Below are 19,610 nucleotides of genomic sequence, written 5' to 3' on the forward strand. Positions count from 1 at the left end.
CGGAGGAGGGCAGGGTTTTATACCTCTTCGGGTTCCGGCGCTTTGCTCCGCAATCCGAGGGTCGAGACCACGCCGAACACGGCGATGATGGCCATGATGATGAAAAGCACATGCAAGCTCCCGCCAAGAACATGCTTCAGCTCGCTCCACAGATCTTTGGGCAGCAGATGAACTTTTTCCGGCGACAGCAGGTTGTTGATGTCCTCCTGGCTCACCGGGATCCCCGAGGCCGTCCCGCCTGAAGTTCTCGCCACGATGCCGAGGTTGATCAGCGTTCCGAACACCGTAACGGCGATCGTCTGGCCGATCGAGCGAACGAACGAGTTGAGCGCATTGGAGGCTCCCCGCAGATCGTAGTTGACGGATGATTGCGCAATAATGGTAAATACGGAAAACGAGAATCCGAAGCCGAGCCCATACAGTGCGTTGAATATCAACATGACGTAAATCGGCGTGTTGTCGTGGATCAAAGCCATCCCTACGGCCCCCAGGGCGATAATGAACATGCCGATCAACGAGGTCATCCGCGAGCCCCGGCTGATGATCCAACGGGAGCCGAGCACGGAACCCAACATCCAGCTGATCGACATCGGCGCCAGCACCAGCCCCGAGATCGTGGCGTTTTCCCCGAGAACCCCCTGTACCCACAAAGGCAGGTAAGAGGTCAACCCGATCAGCAGAGCGCTGGCCAGAAAGCTCGCTACATTGGAATAGGCAATATCCCGGATCCGAAACAGCTTTAAAGGAACTAGCGGCTCTTCAGCGCGTTTTTCAATGATGAAAAAGAGAATCAGCGAAATCCCCGCCACGACCAGCAGTCCGATCAGAAGCGGCGAGTTCCAGGCAAATTGCTGGCCGCCCGTGGCCAGGCTGAACAAGAGCGCCGTGACCCCGACCGTAAACGTAAGCGCGCCCGCATAGTCGATTTTGACTTTGCGCGGCTCCCGCTGTTCCTTCAAATATTTAATGATAAAAATTACAGACACCAGACCGAACGGAACATTAAATCCGAACACCCAGCGCCAATTCAGGGAATCGACGAAATAACCGCCCAGGAGCGGCCCGACGAGCGACGAGATGCCCCACACCGAGCTAATCCAGCCCTGCACCTTGGCCCGCTCTTCCATCGAGTAAATATCGCCGATAATCGTAAAGGTCACCGGCGTCAAAGCGCCGGCCCCGATCCCCTGGATCGCCCGGTAAAAAATCAGCTGCTCCATGCTTTGGGAAATGCCGGACAGCACGGAACCCAGCAAAAACAGCACCGATCCGATCACAAATACCGGTTTTCGTCCGTACAGGTCGCTGATTTTGCCGAAGATCGGCGTCGATACGGCCATCGTCAGCAGGTAAGCGGTAAATACCCAACTGAGCAGTTCGACCCCGCCCAGATCGCCGACGATCCGGGGGCCGGCCGGGCCGATGACCGTCCCTTCGATCGCGGCCAAAAACGTGGACAGCAGCAATCCGATCAAAATATACTTTCTTTTTAAGTCGGTAACCACAACAAAACTTCCTTTCTCTCCCGTTCGGGTTTTCACAAGAGTACTATTATAAAGGAAGCCTTAATAAAAAGAAAGGCAGCATGTCCCGGACAAACGCTCCGGTTCTGCCGCCCGCTTCATTAATATTCCCGCAAACGCCCCTGCTCCATCGTCCAAATGCAGGTCGGTTCCCCGGCAAAAAACTCCGGCTCATGGGTGATCATCAAAATCGCCGTTCCCTGGGCCACCGCCTCCCTGCACAAACGCGAAAGCAGCCGGGCCCCGGCGTAATCGGTCCCTGCCGTCGGCTCGTCCAGAACGATCAGCCGCTTGCCGGACATCAACCCCGCGGCCGCGCTGAGCAGGCGCTTCTCCCCGCCGCTCAGCACATACGGCGACTCGCTTTCCCGGCCTTCAAGGCCGACCTGCCGCAGCAGCTTGGCCGCCTGCCGCAGGAGCGGCTCGGGCGTAGGCTCCTTCGTCCGGAGCCTTAGCGCGCGGCGCGGTCCGTACAGCAGCTCGTCCAGCACCGTCGCGGCGACGAACTGCTGCTCCGGATGCTGGAACACATAGCCGATTTCGGCGGCCAGATCGTAGACGGACAAGCGGGAAGCATCCCGCCCTTGCCAAAAGACGGCTCCGGCGGGAGCCGGGAGCAGTCCCAGAATAATCCGGGATAACGTGGTCTTGCCGGACCCGTTCTTCCCCCGCAGGATATGCCATTCCCCCGGGCATATCCGCATTGAAATGTCCCGCAGGACGCAAGGCCCTGCAGGGAGAGCGCCGCGCCGCCGCCGGGCGGCCCTTTTTCCTTCGCCATAGGCGAAGGAAAGGCCGCGGATCTCGAGCAGCGGCGGGCCGCCGGCTGCACATGCCGCGTGCAAGGCCGCGGCATCGGGCCCGCCGCCGGGCGCGGCCGCCGCGGAGACCCGCGTCTCCGCCGGCAGCAGGCCCAGCTCCGCGAGCCGCCCCCGGTGCTCGCGCAGCAGCGGCGCGGCCGGCCCGTCGAGCGCGACGCGCCCGGCATCGAGCACAACCAGCCGCGGCGCGGCCAGGGCGAGCTCGTCGAGCCGCCCCGTCACCGTCACCAGGGTCCGGCCCTCCTGGTGAAGGCGGCGCAGCAGCGCCAGCAGACGCCGCCGCACCCCGGCGTCCAGATTCGCCGCCGCCTCGTCCAGCACGAGGATCGGCGGCGCAAGCGCCAGCACGGACGCGATCGCCGCGCGCTGGCGCCCTCCGCCGGACAGCTCATGCACCTTGTCCCGGCGGCGCTCCAGCAGCTCCACGTCACGCAGGGCTTCGTCCACCCGCCACCGGATCACGTCGGGAGGCAGACACAGATTTTCCGGGCCGAAGGCCGCTTCGTCCTCGACCAGGCCTTGGACAAGCTGCGCATCCGGGTCCTGGAACACCAGGCCGATCCGGCTCGCTAAGTCCGCGATTGCCGCCGTTGCCGGGTCCACCCCGTTGACCTCGACCCGGCCTTCCCGATAGCCGCCGCCGGACCGCGGCAAATATCCGCTCAGCAGGCCGGCCAAGGCTGACTTGCCGCTGCCGCTCGCCCCGCTGACCGTGATCCATTCCCCCGCTTCGACCGTCAGGGAAAGGCCGTCGATAATCCGCCGTGACCCGCGCTCATAGGCATAGGTCACGTTCTCTAGCAAGATGGCGGTTGCGGAGTTCATTTAACCTTCCGCTCCCCGCTGTACCGCAAACCTGCGCAGCAGACCGCTGCGGGCGAGGGTGTCACCCAGAAGTTTGGACAGCAGACCGCACAGGATCATACCGCTAAGGATCCGCACGACGAGCGCGATAAGAAGAATATCCGTGCCCCATTTCATATAGCCGAACATCCGGGCCGCAAAGAAAAACCAGATCGGCACCATCGCCCCTCCAACCAGCAGCATGACCGGGAGATTCCACTTCCGGTACCGAAAAACCGCAAAGATCGTTTCCGCTACGACCATATAACAGCCGGCCGCCACAAAACACGAGGCGATCCCGTAAGCCGTCCCCATAAACGCCTGCACCGCCGCTCCGATCCCGAAAGTAATCACCGCCGTCCCGGGTTTACGAATGATGTAACAGGCGAGAAGCCCGTAGACCATGTACAGACCTGTAATCGTCGAGGTTGCGATCGGCCCCCCGATCCCGTTCAGCGCCTGATTCACCGGCGATATGTAAACCGTTAACACGGCGTTGGCCGCGGCCAGCATCGCCATCAGCACGATATCCAGCGTAGTGAACGCAAACCAGCGGACACCTTCTTTTTTTTCAGCCTCTTTCATTCCAGTTCCTTCCTCTCCATTCTAATTGTCAACCCTATTGTTAGAATATAGGTTGACAATTAGAATTCGTCAAGGCCCTTTTAGGTTCTTCTCAGGAGGTCCACATCAGCAGCGCCATGCTAGTCACGCTCAGCAACATGACCGCATATCCTCCTGCCGATACGCGGGCCTCCCGCAAAAAAGTCCGGTTGCGATACGCCCCAAAGCCCTTCGCCTCCATGGAGCCGGCCGTCTGCTCGATTCTGCGGACCGCTCCGGCGAAAACCGCGGTCACATTGCCGCGCCAAACCTCCAGACGCTCCCCAAATCCCCGCGGCCTCCTTCCGTACCGGATCTTGCGAGCCTCCGCCGCGCTTCTGCCCTCCGCCTCCAGCATCGGCAGGAAGGTCAGCGCCATCGAGACCCCAAAGGCAAAGCGGTACGGCAGCTTCAGCCGGGTCGTCATCATCACCACGAAATCCTGCGGATCGGTCGACTCAATGTAAATCAGGGAAGACAGAAACAGGCAAAACATCCGCAGCGTAATGGCCCCGGCGTAAGCAACAGGACCCTCGTATAAACGGATCGGTCCCAGTTCGAAGGCCGTCCCTTCCGGAGGGGCCGCCAACGCCGTGAGCAGCAGCAACGGCAAGCCGAACGCGGCGATATAGGCCATCCGTTTGGCGAGGCGCCGCCAGGTCATTCCCGCGCCATAACGGCCGGCCGCCAGTAGTACCGGCAGCATGATGATTAACGGGAGCGGCCTGTCCCAATGCATGGCCAAAATGGCGATGGAGAACAAGGAAACCAGCTTGCTGAGCGGGTCCAAGCGCTGAAGCGGGTATTCTTTGGCCGTTGCGATCATCCCTATGCGCCCCCTGCTCCCTGAATGCGGTCGTAATCTTTTTCCAGCAATGAGAACATGATCAGGTCGACGAAGCCTTCCTCGGTCTTCTGATACTCGCGCAGCAGCCCTTCCTCCTGAAAGCCCAGCGCGCCAAGCAGCTTGCGCGAAGCTTCGTTCCGCGGATCTACCAGCCCTTCAATCCGGTTCAGTCCCATCGTTTCGTAGCCGTACCGGATGACTGTGCGCAGGGTTTCGGACATGTAGCCGCTGCCCCAGTATTCTTTGCCCAAGTCGTAGCCGATTTCCCCGCGATAGGCCCCCGCCAGCTCCCAGGAATTAAACCCGCAGCTTCCGATGACCCGCCCGTCCTCCTTCAATTCGATCGCCCAGCGCATCGCATCCTCGCTCTCGGCAAGACCGTTCAACAGTTGGATCATCTGGTAGGTGTCTTCGATCGAGGCAAACGGGGGAATATTCATATACCGGACCACCTCGGGGTCACTCCAAAACTTGTGCAATGCCGGGCTATCCTCCCGCTCCATCCTCCTTAGTCGCAACCTTTCGCTCTCCAGCACCGGTATTTTACCGCCGCACTTATACATGCTGAATTCCCTCACTTCCCGAATACTGAATATTCATTTAACCCTAATCCCTATAGTCCAATCCTATCTAACCATACCCAACCCGCCAACGTCAAAATTTGTAATTCCAAGCCCTTTTCACATAAAAAATACAGTTTCCGCGATTTTCTTCGCATACTTTCGGTGATACTATTTACAAAAGACCTATATTGCGGCAGCACAAAAATAGACGGAATGGGATAGGAGGTCGCCTCTTCTTATGATGTACTCGATTCTGATCCTTGCGGTACTGCTTCTGCTGCTGGCGGTTAGCGGCATTACGCGGTTTGCTTTCCGGCAGATTACCCAAATGAAACTCCAAACGTTCGAGGGCATTTTCGATTACCTGGAAGCCTCGGGCGTGTTTACCCGGGACCGTTTCAATCTACTCGAGAAAAAAGACGTTTTCATCAAATCGAAAGACGGCTTAAAATTGAGCGGCTTCATCCTGGAGCCCCATCCCGGCGTAAACAATTGGGTGATTATCATCCACGGGTATACCGTTTCACTGCATGTCTCCACCCAATATATCGACATGTTTGAACAGGAGGGGTTCAACCTGCTGCTGATCGACCAGCGCAGGCACGGAAACAGCCAAGGCCAATACACCACCTACGGTTATTATGAAAAATACGATGTGGAATGCTGGGTCAACTGGCTTCTCGAGCAATATGGGGACGATTGCGTCATCGGTATGCACGGGCAATCGCTGGGCGGGGGAACCGTGCTGGAGTATCTGGCCATTGCGGATCCGCATGTAAAATTCGTGGTCGCCGACTGTCCCTATTCCGATCTGACCCGGTTGATGCGCCATCAAGTGAGCGTGCTGAACAAACTTCCGGCCTTCCCGCTTTTACGTCTGGTCAACAGACGGATGGAGCGCGTCGCCGGATTTCGCATGGAGCAGGTTAGCCCGCTGAAAGCAGTGGAGCACAGCCGGATTCCGGTCTTGTTCGTGCATGGTACCCGCGACAACTATGTGCCGACCTACATGAGCGAGGAATTATATGAGCGCAAGCCTGAGCCCAAGCGGCTGCTGCTCGTCGAGGGAGCCGTCCATGCCAATGCTTACGGCGTGAATCCGGTCCGGTATGCCGAAGAGGTGCATGCCTTGATCCAGGACGCCCTGGGGGAGGAAGTCCACCCGGCGGCGGCTTCCCAGGTGGAGGAATCCCGGCAATCGGCAGCCTATTCCTGAGGGATGCCCGGATCGTTTATTCTCCCCAGCATCTGCGTCTGGGCCAGCACAATGTAGTGGTCCAGACGCTGGCTAAGTTCCACGACGGCTTCACTGCTGAAATTTGTCTGATCGGCGACATGCATCAATTCGGCGCGCAGATGCTCGATCTTGTCCAGCAATTCAGCGCTGACTCTTGGGCGGCGCAAGTTTGGGTTGGAGCCGTTCGAGGAGGGGGTGGGCATAAGTTCACCTTCTTTGGCTTCTTCCCGTCATTGTAGCCTATGATGCCAAAAACATTTTTTTCAAAATTTTGAAAAATTTTATCATACTTTGTCAGATTATTCAGGCTTAAAACACCGCATCCAAAAGCCCTTATTTTCGCGGACACATCAAAAGAACCGCCCGGATTAGGTCCGGACGGTTCTTGACTGCTCAGGCGGAATCGGCTCTCGCCTTGCTTTCCGTCCGATGAACCGCATCGCACAGGTGCTTGAGCACCGTACGTATTTCCTTTATCTCATCCCTACCTGAGCCGGTGATGGAATACAAATCATTGTGGGCGGTCAGAAAGTTGTCTTCCGTCAGGCGGTCCAGCTCCTGCTTCACTTCGCGTTCTCCCACCCTGTACCCCTGTGTTTCCAGCTGCGTAAGCGTCTCGTTGACCGTAAGGTCTCCCTGTGTGGCTTCATGGAGCATCTGTATGCGTATGAACAAATTCTGCACGTCGGCGCGCATGGTAAGAACTCCCCTTTCCGGCGTTAAATCGTTCAATTTTTATATACCCCCGCAAAACTGCGCGGAAACAACGGGGAATCAGGTATAATAGGGACTATATGCAAAGGAGGGGTTCCATACATGTTTCAAGCCGACCAACTGACAGGTACCCGCGAAGAGCAGCGGCGGGCGGTTCTGTCCCAGCTTCAAGCGCTTATTGCGGGGGAGCGCAGCGCAGCCGCCAATTTGGCCAATGCTTCGGCTCTGCTCCATATCTTTTTGCGGGATATTAATTGGGTAGGCTTCTACCTGTTTGACGGACGGGAGCTCGTGCTCGGCCCGTTTCAAGGGCTGCCCGCCTGCATCCGCATTCCGCTCGGCAAGGGCGTATGCGGAACGAGTGCGGAGCGCCGGGAGACCCTGCGTATTGAAGATGTTCATGCTTTTCCCGGACATATTGCCTGCGACGCGGCTTCCAACAGCGAGATCGTCGTTCCGATCGTCAAGGACGGAGAACTTCTCGGGGTCCTCGATATCGATAGTCCGCTCAAAGGGCGGTTTGACGAGCAGGACCAAGCTTTCCTGGAACGCTTTGTGGACGTCCTGAAAGAAGGCCTTGTGCTCCCGTTATCCCTGGTTTAAGTTGCCTTGTTCCAATGTAAAAAAGCCCAATCGAGCCGGGCTTCCCGGTCGTTGGGCTTTTTTTGCTCCGGCATCCGCCTTCTAGTGCCCCGTCAGTCAGCCTTGATTAACATAGAATTCCTGCATATCTGCAAGTTTTTTTCCTGTTCGGAACAAAAATTTCAAGATTCCTGCAATTCTGCAGGAATTTTCGACGAAATAGGCTCGATTCTCTAAAATCGCCAGAAATACCTGCAGATTTGCATCTTTTGGAGTTGGAGTTGATAGTGCGCCCGGCACCTTGATAGCCGTGGGCTTAAACGGATTTGGATGTCTGATGGGGACTAGTAGGTTTCGTCAGGCTTGCGGATAATCTCCAAGCCCTCGACGTGCCGTTTGGACATCAGCTTGCGTTTTTTGCGGTTTTCCTTCGTATCCAGCACGATGTCAAGATCGTAATCCTCGGGATACAACTGATCCTTTTTAAGATAAGGTTTCAGCCGCTTCCGGTTCACCTTGATGCGCTGCTTTTGGATCAGGACACCGACAATCCCGCGCGAGTCCTCGGGCTCGCTGACGATGCCGATTTTTCCGAGGGCCGTCACGTAGACGGCATCCCCGACTTCAAACCGGTGAGGAGCCAGCTTTACCTCGTCTTCCTGCTCTTCCCGATCAGTGCTCCCGGCCGCACTATCTTTGACGGAGGTACCGGGTTCATCACTTCGGCTGGAAGCTCCCCGCTCCTCCTGTGGCCGCGGTCCCTCCCCTGGCCTCGTTCTTGCCTCAGGTTGCCCTTTCGCCTCTGTTCGCGCCGCCCCGCTCCCCAATTCGGGCGCCGCTCCTGTATGCGGCTGCAGCGGCTGGCCGGAGATCCGAGTTCCCTCGGAACCGGCCCTTGCCGGCACGATCTCATCCCACAACGACACTTTGCCCCCGTCCCCGATCTGGCGGCTGACGATATGCTGCGATCTGGCGATAATGTCCGGCGTAATCCCCAATTTTCTGGCGATTTCGATGGCGTAGCTCTGTCCGGCCCGGCCGATGGTCAGCTTATACAGCGGGCGCAGGGTGTCCGGGTCGAATTCCATCCGCGCATTCTCAAAGCCCTCGGCCCGGGAGGCAAAAGTCTTCAGCTCATTGAAGTGCGTCGTTACCAGGACGGTCGCTTTTTTTCGGCTGAACTCCTCCAGGATCGCGATCGACAATGCGATTCCTTCCCCCGGGTCCGTTCCTGCCGCCAGTTCGTCGATCAGCAGCAGCGACGACGGGCCGGCGGCTTTCAGCATCGCAACCAGGCTTTGAATTTGCGCCGAGAAGGTGCTGAGCGATTGCTCCAGGTTCTGACCGTCCCCGATCACCGCCATGATGCCGCGGTATACGGCAAACTGGCTCCCGGGGGCTACAGGAACCAGCAATCCGGATTGCACCATCAAGGACAGCAAGCCGAAGGTTTTGAGCACCACCGTTTTTCCCCCGGTGTTCGGTCCGGTGATGATCAAGGTTTTATAATCCGCGCCGATCTCCAAATCCAGCGGCACCATGCTGCTGAGCAGCTTCGGGTGCTTCGCCCCGCGCAATACCGTTCTGCCATCGTCATTTACGCGCACGGCTGCGGCGTCTATCGAAGCGGCGTATTTCGCCTTGGCGAAGATAAAATCATACATGCCGGTGATATCGATATTCCCTGTGATGCTTTCGGCCTCTTTTTCCACCAAATCGGTCAAGTAACCGAGGATCTTCGCTTCCTCCCGGGCTTCCTCGCCCTGCAGCAGCTCCAGCTCCCCCTGCAAAGCCGAGATTTCATCCGGTTCAATAAACACCGTCTGCCCGCTGGTCGATTGATCCAGCATCCGGCCTTTGACCTGCCTGTAAAATTCCTTTTTCACCGGTATGACATAGCGCCCTCCGCGCACGCTGACGATGCTCTCCTGTAAAATCGCCGCGTGGCGGGACATGACGGATTGCATCTTCTTGTTTATTTTCTCTTTAAGCATGTCGATTTTCCGGCGAATTCTCTCCAGATCGCGGCTCGCCTCATTCGTAATGACTCCGTGACGGATGCAGCGCATAATTTCCTGACGTAGCGCGGGCAAATCCCGCAGCGATGCGGCATAAATACCAATCTGCCAGGCGGCGTCGCCCTTGGATTCGATATACTTCTTCAACTGCCCGCAGCTATGCAGGAAGGTTTGCACCGCCATCAGATCCTGCTCCGTGAACAAATACCCTGTTCCGAGCAGGGAAGCGACGAGCTCGATGCCTTCCAGGGACGGCAGCGGAACGCTTGAGCCTCGGCCGATCAGTTCCAGCGCCTCGGCCGTTTCGGCTATCGCGCGTTCGATTGGCCTGAGCTCTTCCATCGGAGCCAGCCGGGCGATGCGGGCCCGCCCCTCATAAGATACGGCGAACGCCGCCAAATCCTGCTTCATGCTTTCGTATTCCAACATATTTAACGTAAAATTCTCCATGACCTATGGATCCCTCCTGCAAATGAATGGTGATGGGTGAATACAGAAAAAGGGCAATGGACAGCACGAAAATGCCATCCATTGCCCTTTTTTATCCGCAAATGCAAATGTCTTGTTCTTAATCGGATTTTACGGCCGCAAAAAAAGCCATGCTGGAAACAGCACGGCTTCGGGATTGAAAATCCGAAGAAACAGACAGCGGTCAAAGCGCTGAATGATTTGTGTTCGTGTGTTCTTAACTAAATTCACAGACCGAAAAGAGGCGCAGAAAATCAAGGGTTCCCTGTGCTTCAAAAAACACAATGAACCAAACCTGCATTTCTTCCGGTCGCTATGAAATTGATTAGTTAAGAACCTTCACCGACATCAAAATCTCTCCTACGCTTTGCGGATGACTTCAATTTACCAAAAAAGTAAGTCAAGTGTCAACAAAGCGTTGTTGTAAGGCTCGTATCGCTGCATCCACTTGGGATATCTTGTTAAAAGTGTGAATTGAATTATTTTGTTCCGCAACTCTTTTCATGTATTATATTAAGGGTATTTAAAATGTAAAGGCAGTTTAAACTTTCTCTTGATTTAATCGCAACGAAAGGATGGATCATACCGTGCCTGCTTTAAATCGTATCAGGCTGGGCAATATTAAGCCGTTCGTCTTTTTCACCTTCATTTTGATACTTAAAACTTATCTCGCCTGGATTGCCATCTTTGAGGAGATGCCGCCCTGGGAACCTCTGCTCAAGGAACTTCCGTTCATTTGGGCCCTGTTCTGTCTTATCGAATGGTTCTCGTCCAAACGCAAGATCGTCGTTTATCTTACCGTCAACTTGATCGTCACGGGGATCTTCTTCGCCGCGATCATGTACCATAAATATTACGGCGTAATGGTGACCTATCACGCGCTCCGGCAGGTGAAGCAGGTCACGGCGGTCAGCAACAGCGTATTTTCCCTGCTAGCTCCGTACTACCTGCTGATCTTTCTCGACATTGTCGTGATCGGAGTCTGGTTGTTCCGCAAGAAGAAGGCCGAGAAACTGAAAGCCTTCTTTAACCTGAAGAGCTTGCGGACCGGCATCATCGCCACGGTGTTCGGAGTTTCGATCGCGCTTTGTATCTTCAATGTCTGGCCAAACCGGGCGAGCATGAATGAAATCAAGCAGGCGGAAAAAATGGGGATTCTCAATTACGAAACTTACGTGATTTTTTCCGGCAGCAAGAAGGAAGAACTGGTCGACAAAAACCAGATCAACCAAACGAAAATCGATCAATTGAAGGGAATTACCCCGCCGGCGCATCCGAAATACTTCGGACAGACCAAAGGAAAGAACCTGATCATTATCCAGTTGGAATCTTTTCAGAATTTCCTGATCGATCTGAAGATTGACGGCCAGGAAATCACGCCGGTCATGAACAAGCTGGCCAAGGAAAATATGTACTTCAAGCATTTTTACCAGATGGTGGGCCAAGGGAACACCTCGGACGCCGAGTTTGTCGTCAACACATCCTTCTATATTCCTTATAATGAGGCGGCCACCCAAAATTATCCGGACAAGGAGCTGCCCAGCCTGCCGAAGCTGATGAAATCGGCCGGATACGATACCGCTACGTTCCACACGAATGTGGTGGATTTCTGGAACCGCGGCGAGTTGTATAAGGCGATCGGCTTCGACCGTTACTATGATCAGGAGTTTTTCGGCCAGGAAGATACCGTCTTCTTTGGTCCGTCCGATGAAGTGCTTTACAAGAAAACGACGGAAGAACTGGACAAAATGCGGCAGGCAGGCAAGCCGTTCTACACCCAGGTCATTTCCATGACGGCGCATCATCCGTTCACCATGCCGCACGAGAAGGACCGGATTACGCTTCCTGAACGTTATCGGGACAACATGGTCGGCGATTACCTTCGCTCGCAAAATTACGCGGACTACGCCCTGGGTCAATTTATCGAAGACCTGAAGCGGAGGGGCATCTGGGACAACAGCGTCGTCGTCATTTACGGCGATCATCTGGGCCTGCCGATGCACTCGCTCGATAAACATGGACTTGAGCTGATGCATGAGATCTACGGCCGGGACTACGGCTATATCGATATGATTAACATTCCGCTCATCATTTCGGCACCCGGGGTCTCCGCGCCGAACCTGTTCGAAAATGTAGGCGGGCAGGCGGATATTCTTCCTACGGTAGCCAACCTGATGGGGATTTCGCTGGACCGGCATATCCACTTTGGCCAGGATATATTGAACCAAACCTACAACCTGCTTCCGCAGCGGTATTACTTGCCGTCCGGCTCATTCCTGAACGATAAAGCCCTGTTCATGCCGGGGGTATGGTACAACGACGGCACCCAATATCCGGTCGCCGAAGACGGCGTGAGCCAGGCGCTCACCACGGAGAAGGAATACAACCGGGCGCTGGAACTGCTCCGGCTCTCCGACAGTTATGTACAACAGCTTCCGGACCGTGTTCAGGCGGAGAAAGCGGAATAAGACGTTGCAGTGAAAAGGCGCCCCGAATTCGGAGCGCCTTTTCGCCGTTTTTATATGTTTCCAACACTGCCGCTGTCTCTACTTTACACGCAAATCGCCGGATCACCGCCCTGCACCCTTTCCATATCCGCTTCCTTCATTCTCAGGAATTTGCGTTCCCTCCAGCGAATAAAGGAGAGCACACCGCGTAGATATTCATCGGCGATCATACAGGAGTAAATCGCGATGATGCCGTAACCGAGCGAAACGCCGAGCAAATAGGAGCAGCCGGTTGCAACAATCCACATGAAAATCAATGAAATGTTCATGGTATAGCGAGTATCCCCCACCGCATTCAGAGAGTTGCCGATGGCCATGTTGACCATTTTGCCGGGCTGCAGCAGCAGATTCAGCCACAGCAGCGCGCCGCAAAGCGCCAGAATGTCCTGATCCTTCGTAAACAATTCCAGCACATTGCGGCCGAAAACCACCAGGATAAAGGCATTGACGATCACGAGCGGCAATCCGATCGCCAGCACTTTGAAAACGGCATGATAAGCCTCCTTCGTTTTGCCCGCGCCGTACAGATGGGCGATCTGAATCTGGGCGGCCAGCGCGAGCGAGAATCCCAGCAGGAAGCAGAAAGATTCCAGCGTATTCATATACGTCCGGGCCGCCAATTCCGTCGATCCCAGCACCGCCAGGAACGAGAAAATCGCCAATTGGGAGAACACCCAACTCGCCGAGTTGACGCCGAGCGGCCAGCCGATGACCAAAATTTCCTTGAACAGCTTGCGATCGAACAAGGCGAAGTCCCTGCGCTCGATTTTCCGGTGGAAAGCGCCCAGGAAAATCACGAACAGCACGATAGTGGCGAGCAGCCGGCTGATGACCGTGGAGATCGCTACGCCGGTCAGCCCCCATTGAGGGAAGCCGATTGCCCCGAAAATAAATCCGTAGTTCATTACAATATGAATGACGTTCATCCCGATCGCCGTCACCATCGGCCCCTTGGTGTTGCCGGTATTCCGGATCGCCGTGCTCAGTACGGCCATCAAGGCCGTCAAGATCATGCCGCCGCCGACGATGGAAATGTAAATCTCGGCCAAGGGCAGCAGTTCCTCCGGCAATTGCAGAACCCGGGCGATTGGCCGGGGAACCGCGATCAACAATATGCTGAGGGCCAGGCCGATCGCACCGGTCGCGTTAAACGCGATAATCCCTACCGTGCGCGCGTCTTCTTCCTTGCGGGAGCCGATTTTTTGCGCGATAACGATCCCGGCGCCGCTCGCCACGGTGGCAAACAACGTCGTCAGCGCGTTAAACAGCTGGTTGGAGAAACCGACGACCGCTACCGCGTGATCCGATATCCGGCTGACCATCAACGTATCGACCGACCCGAGCAAAAACTGCAGAAATTGTTCGATAAATATCGGCCAAGCCAAAAGCCACAAAGAGAATTTATTCTTCTCGCTCCCCTTTTTTTTCTTCACTATTAAAACCTCCTGTTGTATGGGGGACGTTTCTTGGTGTCACCACAAACTTTTTAACATGAAACACATTATAGATGGTATAGTTGTAGCGATGTATCAGAAAATCAACTCAATCTTTCAATATTCAAACCTGAATCATCAATATTCTGGAGGTGTGATATGCCGCCAATTATCGAGTTTACCGCACCGCCGTTGCCCCACTATATCGTCAGCGGGTTGGCGGCTCTTCCTGTGGGAGGCAAGCATCCCAGCCGTAAAAATATCGGCGCCTTTGACCTTCTCGTCGCGGTCCGGGGATGCCTCTATATCGGCGAGGAGGAACGGGAATACGAGGTCACCGAAGGGCATGCCTTGATCCTGCGTCCGGACAGCTACCATTACGCTTACGAGGGCTGCCGGGCAGAATCCCTGCACCATTGGCTCCACTTTCAAATCCTCGGGGACTGGCGGGTCGTGGACGAAGAGGAGTACTGGCTCAACCGCGGGCGAAGCCATGAAAGCGATCCGCAAGGGTACTTGTCGCTGCCTCCCTTTACGGCTACCGCTTACACGATGGCCTTGCCGCAGTTCATCAAGCTTGCGCAACCGCAAAAAATGGCGGAAATCATCAGCGAGCTTACGGCGATGAACCGTCACATCCATCTGTCGAGCGTCCGCTTAAAGCAGCAGGCCCTGTTTCAGGAGGTCATTCTGCTATTGTCCGCTTCGCTGGAAACGGAGCACCCCACCCCGCAATCCCTATGCGCGGAGCGGGCCGCCTCTTACTTGCGGGAGCATTTCCGCGATCCGTTCTCCGCCCGGAAACTGGGAGAAGCGATCAATTTTCACCCCGTTTATATCGCTCGCTGTATGCAGAAAGTATTCGGCTGCTCGCCTTCAGCTTATCTGCTGCGGCTGCGGGTCGACCAATCGAAGCTGCTTCTGCTGCAAACCGATTTGCCGATCGAGCGGATCGCGGAGGAGGTCGGTTTCAACCAGGCCGCCTACTTTACGGCGAGCTTTTCGCGTTTTGAAGGAATGTCTCCGCGCAAATACCGGCAACGTTTCGCCTATACCAAAAGCTGACGTTTGTCGTAGCGAGGCCATACAAAAGATTACCTAAGTGAACTTCTTTGCTTTATGTATCCCGGCCCCCTATAATCAAAGAAAGCTATGATTCTTCTTATCAAATAAATACCAATTGGAGGAAATGCGTTGACACAAGTGAAAATATTCGCGGACAGCATCTCCGATATCCCCGAGTCCTGGATGACCCGGTACGGGATCGGGATCGTTCCGCTCTATGTCGTGTTCGGTGAAAAGGCCTACAAAGACAAACTCGAAATCACCACAACCGATATTTACCGGCGGGTCGATGAAACCGGGGAATTGCCCCGGACGTCGGCACCGTCTCCCGCCGATTTTATCGCGGCCTTCACACCCTGGATCGAGCAGGGCGACACGATTGTATTCCTCAGCATGTCTTCCCGGCTCTCTTCTACCTGCCAAAACGCTTTGATTGCCGCGGAGGAACTGCCGGAAGGCCGCGTCATCGTCGTGGATTCACTGAATGTGTCGGGCGGAATCGCCCTCCTGGCGCTGAAAGCCGCCCAAGCGGCCCAAGCCGGAGCAAACGCCCCGGATATTGCTGCCATGCTGGAGGAACTCCGCGACCGCGTGGAGATCGAAGTGCTCGTCGACAGCCTGGATTATCTTCACAAGGGCGGCCGGGTATCCAGCGTGCAACATATGATCGGAAGCCTGCTGAAGATCCGCCCCGTCCTTCGCATTAAGGAAGGGCTTGTCATTTCCGCCGATAAATATAGAGGCAAGACCGAAAAAGCCGTGGAGCGAATGGTTCACCATTTCGCGGAAAATATCCACAAGATCGACCGGGACCTCATCATCGTGGCCCAAACGCTTGCGGAAAAAGCTGCCGATTACATCAAGACAACCTTGCTTGAGAGAACCGATGTCCGCGACGTGGCCATTATCGAAGGGGGCTGCGCGATTTCCTGCCACTGCGGTCCCCGGACCGTGGCGATCATGTATTTGCGCCGGCCGGGATACACCATGTAGCCGGACCGCTTTAGGAAGGCTCGTTCCGCTTTGAGAACGGGTCTCTTTTGATCATGCTTAACGTATCGATTCAAGCGTGTAAATAAAAGGTATGGAAACTTTTTAACGGGCGAGATCGTAATACTGAAGGAGAACTTGTATTTACGGAGGTGGAGAAGAATGCGACTGCGCTCCGTTTTAAAAAAGACCGCACTGGCCCTGCCGATCGGCGTATCGTTGATATTCGGCCCGTTTCTGCCTGGGGAATCCCGCGCGCATGCCGGTTTTTTCAGCGACTTTTACAAAGGGGCCAAGGAAATATCCGAGCTTCCCGGGGAAGTGAATGAACTGAAGGCGAACTACGAAATGACGCAGGAGAAGCTGGCGGAAGCGGAATCGACCCTGGAAGCCTACCGCGCGCAGAACGAGGCCCTGATGGAACAAAACCGCGAATTGGCCGCCTCGGTAACGGCTTTGACCGAAGCCCAACAAAACCGCGAGGCCAGCGCCCGGAAGACCCGCATCCTGATTTTGACGGGGGTCGCTCTGCTTGCCGGTTATTTTATTTTGCTGCGGGTCATCCGGTTGTTGCTGCGGCGGTGAATAGATAAAGTTCCTGACTTTGGGCTGACGAGGAGAACATGACGATGAAACTGGATTACGAAAGCGACCCGTCCGGCTTTGGCGGACAAGCCGTCACCTTCAGGATTGGGGAGGGGGAATTGCTCCATGTGCTGCATCCGGCGCAGATTATCGCGTTTCGCGGGCAAGCCGGGAGCCGAACGGACCGGCTGATGAACATGAAGGGCATCTACCGTAAGAGAAAGCTCATTCGTGCCGATCTCGCCGGTCCTTGCGAATTTGTAGCCGCCATGCCCCCTTCCGTAACCCTGAAATCGATTAAACTGTCCGACGGAAGCGACCTGCTGTACGACTTCAAGCATTTGTTTTATTATACGGAGGGCGTCCGTATGGAAACGCGGATGCTAAGCATGAAGAATATGATGATTACCCGCGACGCCATTAAGATGAAATTTTCCGGCGAGGGGCAAATCGGCATCCTGACGCAAGGTCAGGTTCTGGAACTGCCGCTGTTGCCGGACGAGCCGCTATATGTAGAGGCCGGCTGTGTCATCGCCTACCCCGAGAACGCTAAACTGGAGTTGTCCGTATACGGCAACCATCTGGCCAGCCAACATATGAAATACCAGTGGAAAATTACCGGACACGGCACGGTGCTGATCCAGGCCGGCGGCGGAGGCCGGGAGCTCGAGCGCGACCTCGACAATAACGACGGCATCGTCAAACGATTTCTGCGCGAGGCGATTCCGTTCGGCGGCGTATTCATCAAATGAATAAAAAAAGGCGCCCTGCCCTCATGTCACCCGAAAGACGGTTTGAGGACAGTGCGCTTTTTTCGTTTGAAACGCAACACGCTATTTTTTGCCCGGATCGATATCCTTCGGCCGCAGACCTTCCCAAATGTTCGGAATGTCCACCTGATCCGGATCATCGAATACGAGGAACGCCGTCGGCAGGTAGCGCTCTCCGTGTTGGGACGAAGGCTTGTTCATAATCTCCCCGCCCTTCGAGACCAGTACCGTGGAGGAACCGCCGTCCAGATTGGCCGCAATGACCGCGCCGCGTTCCAGCAGGATATTCTGAACATCATAGAGGCTCGCTCCGATACTGTATCCCGGCTGGCGGCCGTCGATGACGACGAAGAGGATCGCACCGTCCTCCCTCTGCCCCATCGCGGTCCGCGGGGCGATCCCCCAGCCATCCTTCTGGCTGCGGATCTGTCCTTTGCCGTTGACGATAATCCGCGGCTGGAACGTTACAGCCTCCTGAATGCCCAGGTCATCAAGCTCTTTGAGCGTATATCTCCCGGCAATCATCTTTCCTTTCTTATCGATCCCCACGATTTGGGTCGATGCCTTGGAGCCGATGCCGTTGTAATACAGTTTGCCTCGTGAAATAACGACGCCGATCGGCTTGAAGCCGTTCCCTTTCCAATTCGGATCGGCAAAACCGCCGCCGTTCACGCCGGCGAGAGCCCCGGTTCGGTCGACCATGCTGGATACCTTCTCCCCTCGGCCCCGCTTGGCCGGAACCCCCAGCCGAATTTTCGTCGGATCGTTGACGGTCAGCACATAACCGCGATAACCGTCGCCCGAAATTTCCTCTGTCTCGATTAACGGCTTCTTGGCCTCGGTTTGGTCCTTGTCCGAAGGCAAATCGATGGTATGGGTATCTCTTTCCTCCCCCATCTGCTCAAACTTCTCCTGATAAGCGGCCACCCGTTTATCCAGTTCGGCTTGTCCGATTATATACTTGGCCCAATGGCGGTGCTGCGTCGTGATCAAGGTGTCCGCCATCAAATAACGGACATTGTTCCCCGAGGGCGTAAAAAACAGCCAGATCCCGGCGACCGCACCCAAAAACATCATGACTATAATCAATCTGCCGATAAAGCGGAAAAAGCCTCTTTTTTTCTTCTTTTTCGACTTTTTTCGCGTAGGCGTGCCTTTTCCCCGCCGAACGGACGACCGGCTAGGCAGCGATGAAGGCTGCATGGTTTGCATAGTTTTCTTCTCCTGACTCCTTGGTTTTCATACTCTCCAAGTAAAACGTCTCCCGGAGATAGAAAGTTTCATTCAACCCGGAATAATTTATGGATAGAAAAAAAAGCACCGGCCCGCATATCGCGAACCCGTGCTTTAAACCGGTAGAAAAAATTCAGGCGCAAAATCTGCCGCGAACCGCGTAGATTTGGCAAAATCCGCGGTTTTTCAGCATCCGGGCGGCCCGTTTGCTCTGATGCAAGCTGCAGGAAAGAAGAACGACCGGCTCCTCCGGCGACAATTCCTTACTCCAGACGAACGGCAGCCGGCCAAGGGAAATATTAATCGCGCCCTGCACATGGCCTTGTTCGTAATAAACGGCATCACGGATGTCCACCAGCTTGGCCGGCCCCTTTAGAGCCGCCGTTTCGCGGAGCTGGCTGGCATCCACAAATGCAAGCCCCTTCACCGGCCTTAGACGGTGAACCATCCAGCCGGCCACGGCCAGGAAAACGATCGCTATAACAATCATCATCGCTTAAACCAGCTCGCCTCGCCAGGCCAAAAGCCCGCCGGTCATGTTCACCGCATCATACCCCTTCTCCGCCAGTAGTTCACAGGCAAGTCCGCTGCGGCCTCCGCTGCGGCAGACGATAAACCATTCCTTCTCCCGGTCCAGTTCCTCGAATCTTTCCGGCAGTTGCCCCAGCGGGATATGCTTGGAGCCCGGGATGTGAGCTTCCTCCCATTCGACGGGCTCGCGCACGTCCACAATATTCAAATCCTCTCCACGCTCCAGCCGCTTCGCCAGCTCATCGGCCGTAATCTCCTTATTCGCTTGGAAACTCAT

The 19,610-nt window shown here is 55.5% G+C and carries 19 protein-coding genes and 1 pseudogene; 7 read left to right on the forward strand and 13 right to left on the reverse strand.

The window, feature by feature from the left end:
* Positions 1-17: 17 nt before the first annotated feature.
* From V4U84_RS14570 to V4U84_RS14595, 6 genes and pseudogenes are all read right to left on the reverse strand, one after another.
* On the reverse strand, positions 18-1,505 hold the full coding sequence (locus tag V4U84_RS14570; RefSeq protein ID WP_334074712.1) for an MDR family MFS transporter: 1,488 nt from the start codon (positions 1,503-1,505) through the stop codon (positions 18-20).
* 119 nt (positions 1,506-1,624) lie between these two features.
* Complete coding sequence (locus V4U84_RS14575; RefSeq protein ID WP_334074713.1) at positions 1,625-2,572, reverse strand: energy-coupling factor ABC transporter ATP-binding protein; 948 nt, start codon at positions 2,570-2,572, stop codon at positions 1,625-1,627.
* Between the two features lie 135 nt (positions 2,573-2,707).
* A pseudogene (locus tag V4U84_RS26930) lies at positions 2,708-3,169 on the reverse strand (ATP-binding cassette domain-containing protein); the annotation flags it as partial.
* Positions 3,170-3,772 carry an ECF transporter S component gene (locus V4U84_RS14585; protein WP_334074715.1) on the reverse strand — a complete coding sequence of 201 codons (603 nt, stop codon included), beginning with the start codon at positions 3,770-3,772 and terminating at the stop codon, positions 3,170-3,172.
* 91 nt (positions 3,773-3,863) lie between these two features.
* Positions 3,864-4,616, reverse strand: coding sequence for an energy-coupling factor transporter transmembrane component T family protein (locus V4U84_RS14590; protein ID WP_334074716.1), 753 nt, complete (start codon positions 4,614-4,616; stop codon positions 3,864-3,866).
* Positions 4,617-4,618: 2 nt separating this feature from the next.
* Positions 4,619-5,200 (reverse strand): GNAT family N-acetyltransferase, encoded by a 582-nt coding sequence (locus tag V4U84_RS14595; protein WP_334074717.1) that lies wholly within the window; start codon positions 5,198-5,200, stop codon positions 4,619-4,621.
* A gap of 238 nt (positions 5,201-5,438) precedes the next feature.
* Between V4U84_RS14595 and V4U84_RS14600 the strand changes: the two genes are divergently transcribed.
* Positions 5,439-6,416, forward strand: coding sequence for an alpha/beta hydrolase (locus tag V4U84_RS14600; protein WP_334074718.1), 978 nt, complete (start codon positions 5,439-5,441; stop codon positions 6,414-6,416).
* Here the strand turns inward: V4U84_RS14600 and V4U84_RS14605 are convergent.
* Together V4U84_RS14605 and V4U84_RS14610 are read right to left on the reverse strand one after the other, a co-directional pair.
* Complete coding sequence (locus V4U84_RS14605; protein ID WP_334074719.1) at positions 6,407-6,640, reverse strand: aspartyl-phosphate phosphatase Spo0E family protein; 234 nt, start codon at positions 6,638-6,640, stop codon at positions 6,407-6,409. The two genes, V4U84_RS14600 and V4U84_RS14605, sit on opposite strands and share 10 nt — an antisense overlap.
* Positions 6,641-6,830: 190 nt before the next feature.
* On the reverse strand, positions 6,831-7,133 hold the full coding sequence (locus tag V4U84_RS14610; RefSeq protein ID WP_334074922.1) for a hypothetical protein: 303 nt from the start codon (positions 7,131-7,133) through the stop codon (positions 6,831-6,833).
* Positions 7,134-7,253: 120 nt separating this feature from the next.
* Between V4U84_RS14610 and V4U84_RS14615 the strand changes: the two genes are divergently transcribed.
* Positions 7,254-7,754, forward strand: coding sequence for a GAF domain-containing protein (locus tag V4U84_RS14615; protein ID WP_334074720.1), 501 nt, complete (start codon positions 7,254-7,256; stop codon positions 7,752-7,754).
* A 323-nt stretch (positions 7,755-8,077) separates the two neighbouring features.
* Here the strand turns inward: V4U84_RS14615 and V4U84_RS14620 are convergent, their stop codons facing one another.
* On the reverse strand, positions 8,078-10,201 hold the full coding sequence (locus V4U84_RS14620) for an endonuclease MutS2 (RefSeq protein ID WP_334074721.1): 2,124 nt from the start codon (positions 10,199-10,201) through the stop codon (positions 8,078-8,080).
* Positions 10,202-10,806: 605 nt separating this feature from the next.
* Here V4U84_RS14620 and V4U84_RS14625 point away from each other — a divergent pair.
* Positions 10,807-12,687 carry an LTA synthase family protein gene (locus V4U84_RS14625; RefSeq protein WP_334077435.1) on the forward strand — a complete coding sequence of 627 codons (1,881 nt, stop codon included), beginning with the start codon at positions 10,807-10,809 and terminating at the stop codon, positions 12,685-12,687.
* An 83-nt stretch (positions 12,688-12,770) separates the two neighbouring features.
* On the opposite strand, the gene V4U84_RS14630 is transcribed toward V4U84_RS14625, so the two are convergent.
* The gene (locus V4U84_RS14630) at positions 12,771-14,159 is read right to left on the reverse strand and encodes an MATE family efflux transporter (protein WP_334074723.1); all 1,389 of its coding nucleotides are present in this window, start codon (positions 14,157-14,159) and stop codon (positions 12,771-12,773) included.
* 159 nt (positions 14,160-14,318) lie between these two features.
* Here V4U84_RS14630 and V4U84_RS14635 point away from each other — a divergent pair, with 159 nt between their 5' ends.
* The 4 genes from V4U84_RS14635 (at position 14,319) to V4U84_RS14650 (ending at position 17,551) form a co-directional block, all read left to right on the forward strand.
* Complete coding sequence (locus V4U84_RS14635; protein WP_334074724.1) at positions 14,319-15,224, forward strand: AraC family transcriptional regulator; 906 nt, start codon at positions 14,319-14,321, stop codon at positions 15,222-15,224.
* 129 nt (positions 15,225-15,353) lie between these two features.
* The gene (locus tag V4U84_RS14640; protein ID WP_334074725.1) at positions 15,354-16,217 is read left to right on the forward strand and encodes a DegV family protein; all 864 of its coding nucleotides are present in this window, start codon (positions 15,354-15,356) and stop codon (positions 16,215-16,217) included.
* A gap of 159 nt (positions 16,218-16,376) precedes the next feature.
* Positions 16,377-16,799 carry a hypothetical protein gene (locus tag V4U84_RS14645; RefSeq protein ID WP_334077436.1) on the forward strand — a complete coding sequence of 141 codons (423 nt, stop codon included), beginning with the start codon at positions 16,377-16,379 and terminating at the stop codon, positions 16,797-16,799.
* 44 nt (positions 16,800-16,843) lie between these two features.
* On the forward strand, positions 16,844-17,551 hold the full coding sequence (locus V4U84_RS14650; protein WP_334074727.1) for an AIM24 family protein: 708 nt from the start codon (positions 16,844-16,846) through the stop codon (positions 17,549-17,551).
* A gap of 81 nt (positions 17,552-17,632) precedes the next feature.
* On the opposite strand, the gene V4U84_RS14655 is transcribed toward V4U84_RS14650, so the two are convergent.
* The 3 genes from V4U84_RS14655 to V4U84_RS14665 form a co-directional block, all read right to left on the reverse strand.
* Positions 17,633-18,772, reverse strand: coding sequence for a phosphodiester glycosidase family protein (locus V4U84_RS14655; protein WP_334077516.1), 1,140 nt, complete (start codon positions 18,770-18,772; stop codon positions 17,633-17,635).
* Between the two features lie 163 nt (positions 18,773-18,935).
* Entirely contained in the window at positions 18,936-19,295 is a 360-nt protein-coding gene (locus V4U84_RS14660; protein ID WP_334074728.1) for a rhodanese-like domain-containing protein, read from the reverse strand.
* Between the two features lie 3 nt (positions 19,296-19,298).
* Positions 19,299-19,610, reverse strand: a complete 312-nt coding sequence (locus V4U84_RS14665) for a rhodanese-like domain-containing protein (protein ID WP_334074729.1) — start codon at positions 19,608-19,610, stop codon at positions 19,299-19,301.

It is taken from the genome of Paenibacillus sanfengchensis (genome assembly GCF_036864765.1).
Taxonomy (GTDB): Bacteria; Bacillota; Bacilli; order Paenibacillales; family Paenibacillaceae; genus Fontibacillus; species Fontibacillus sanfengchensis.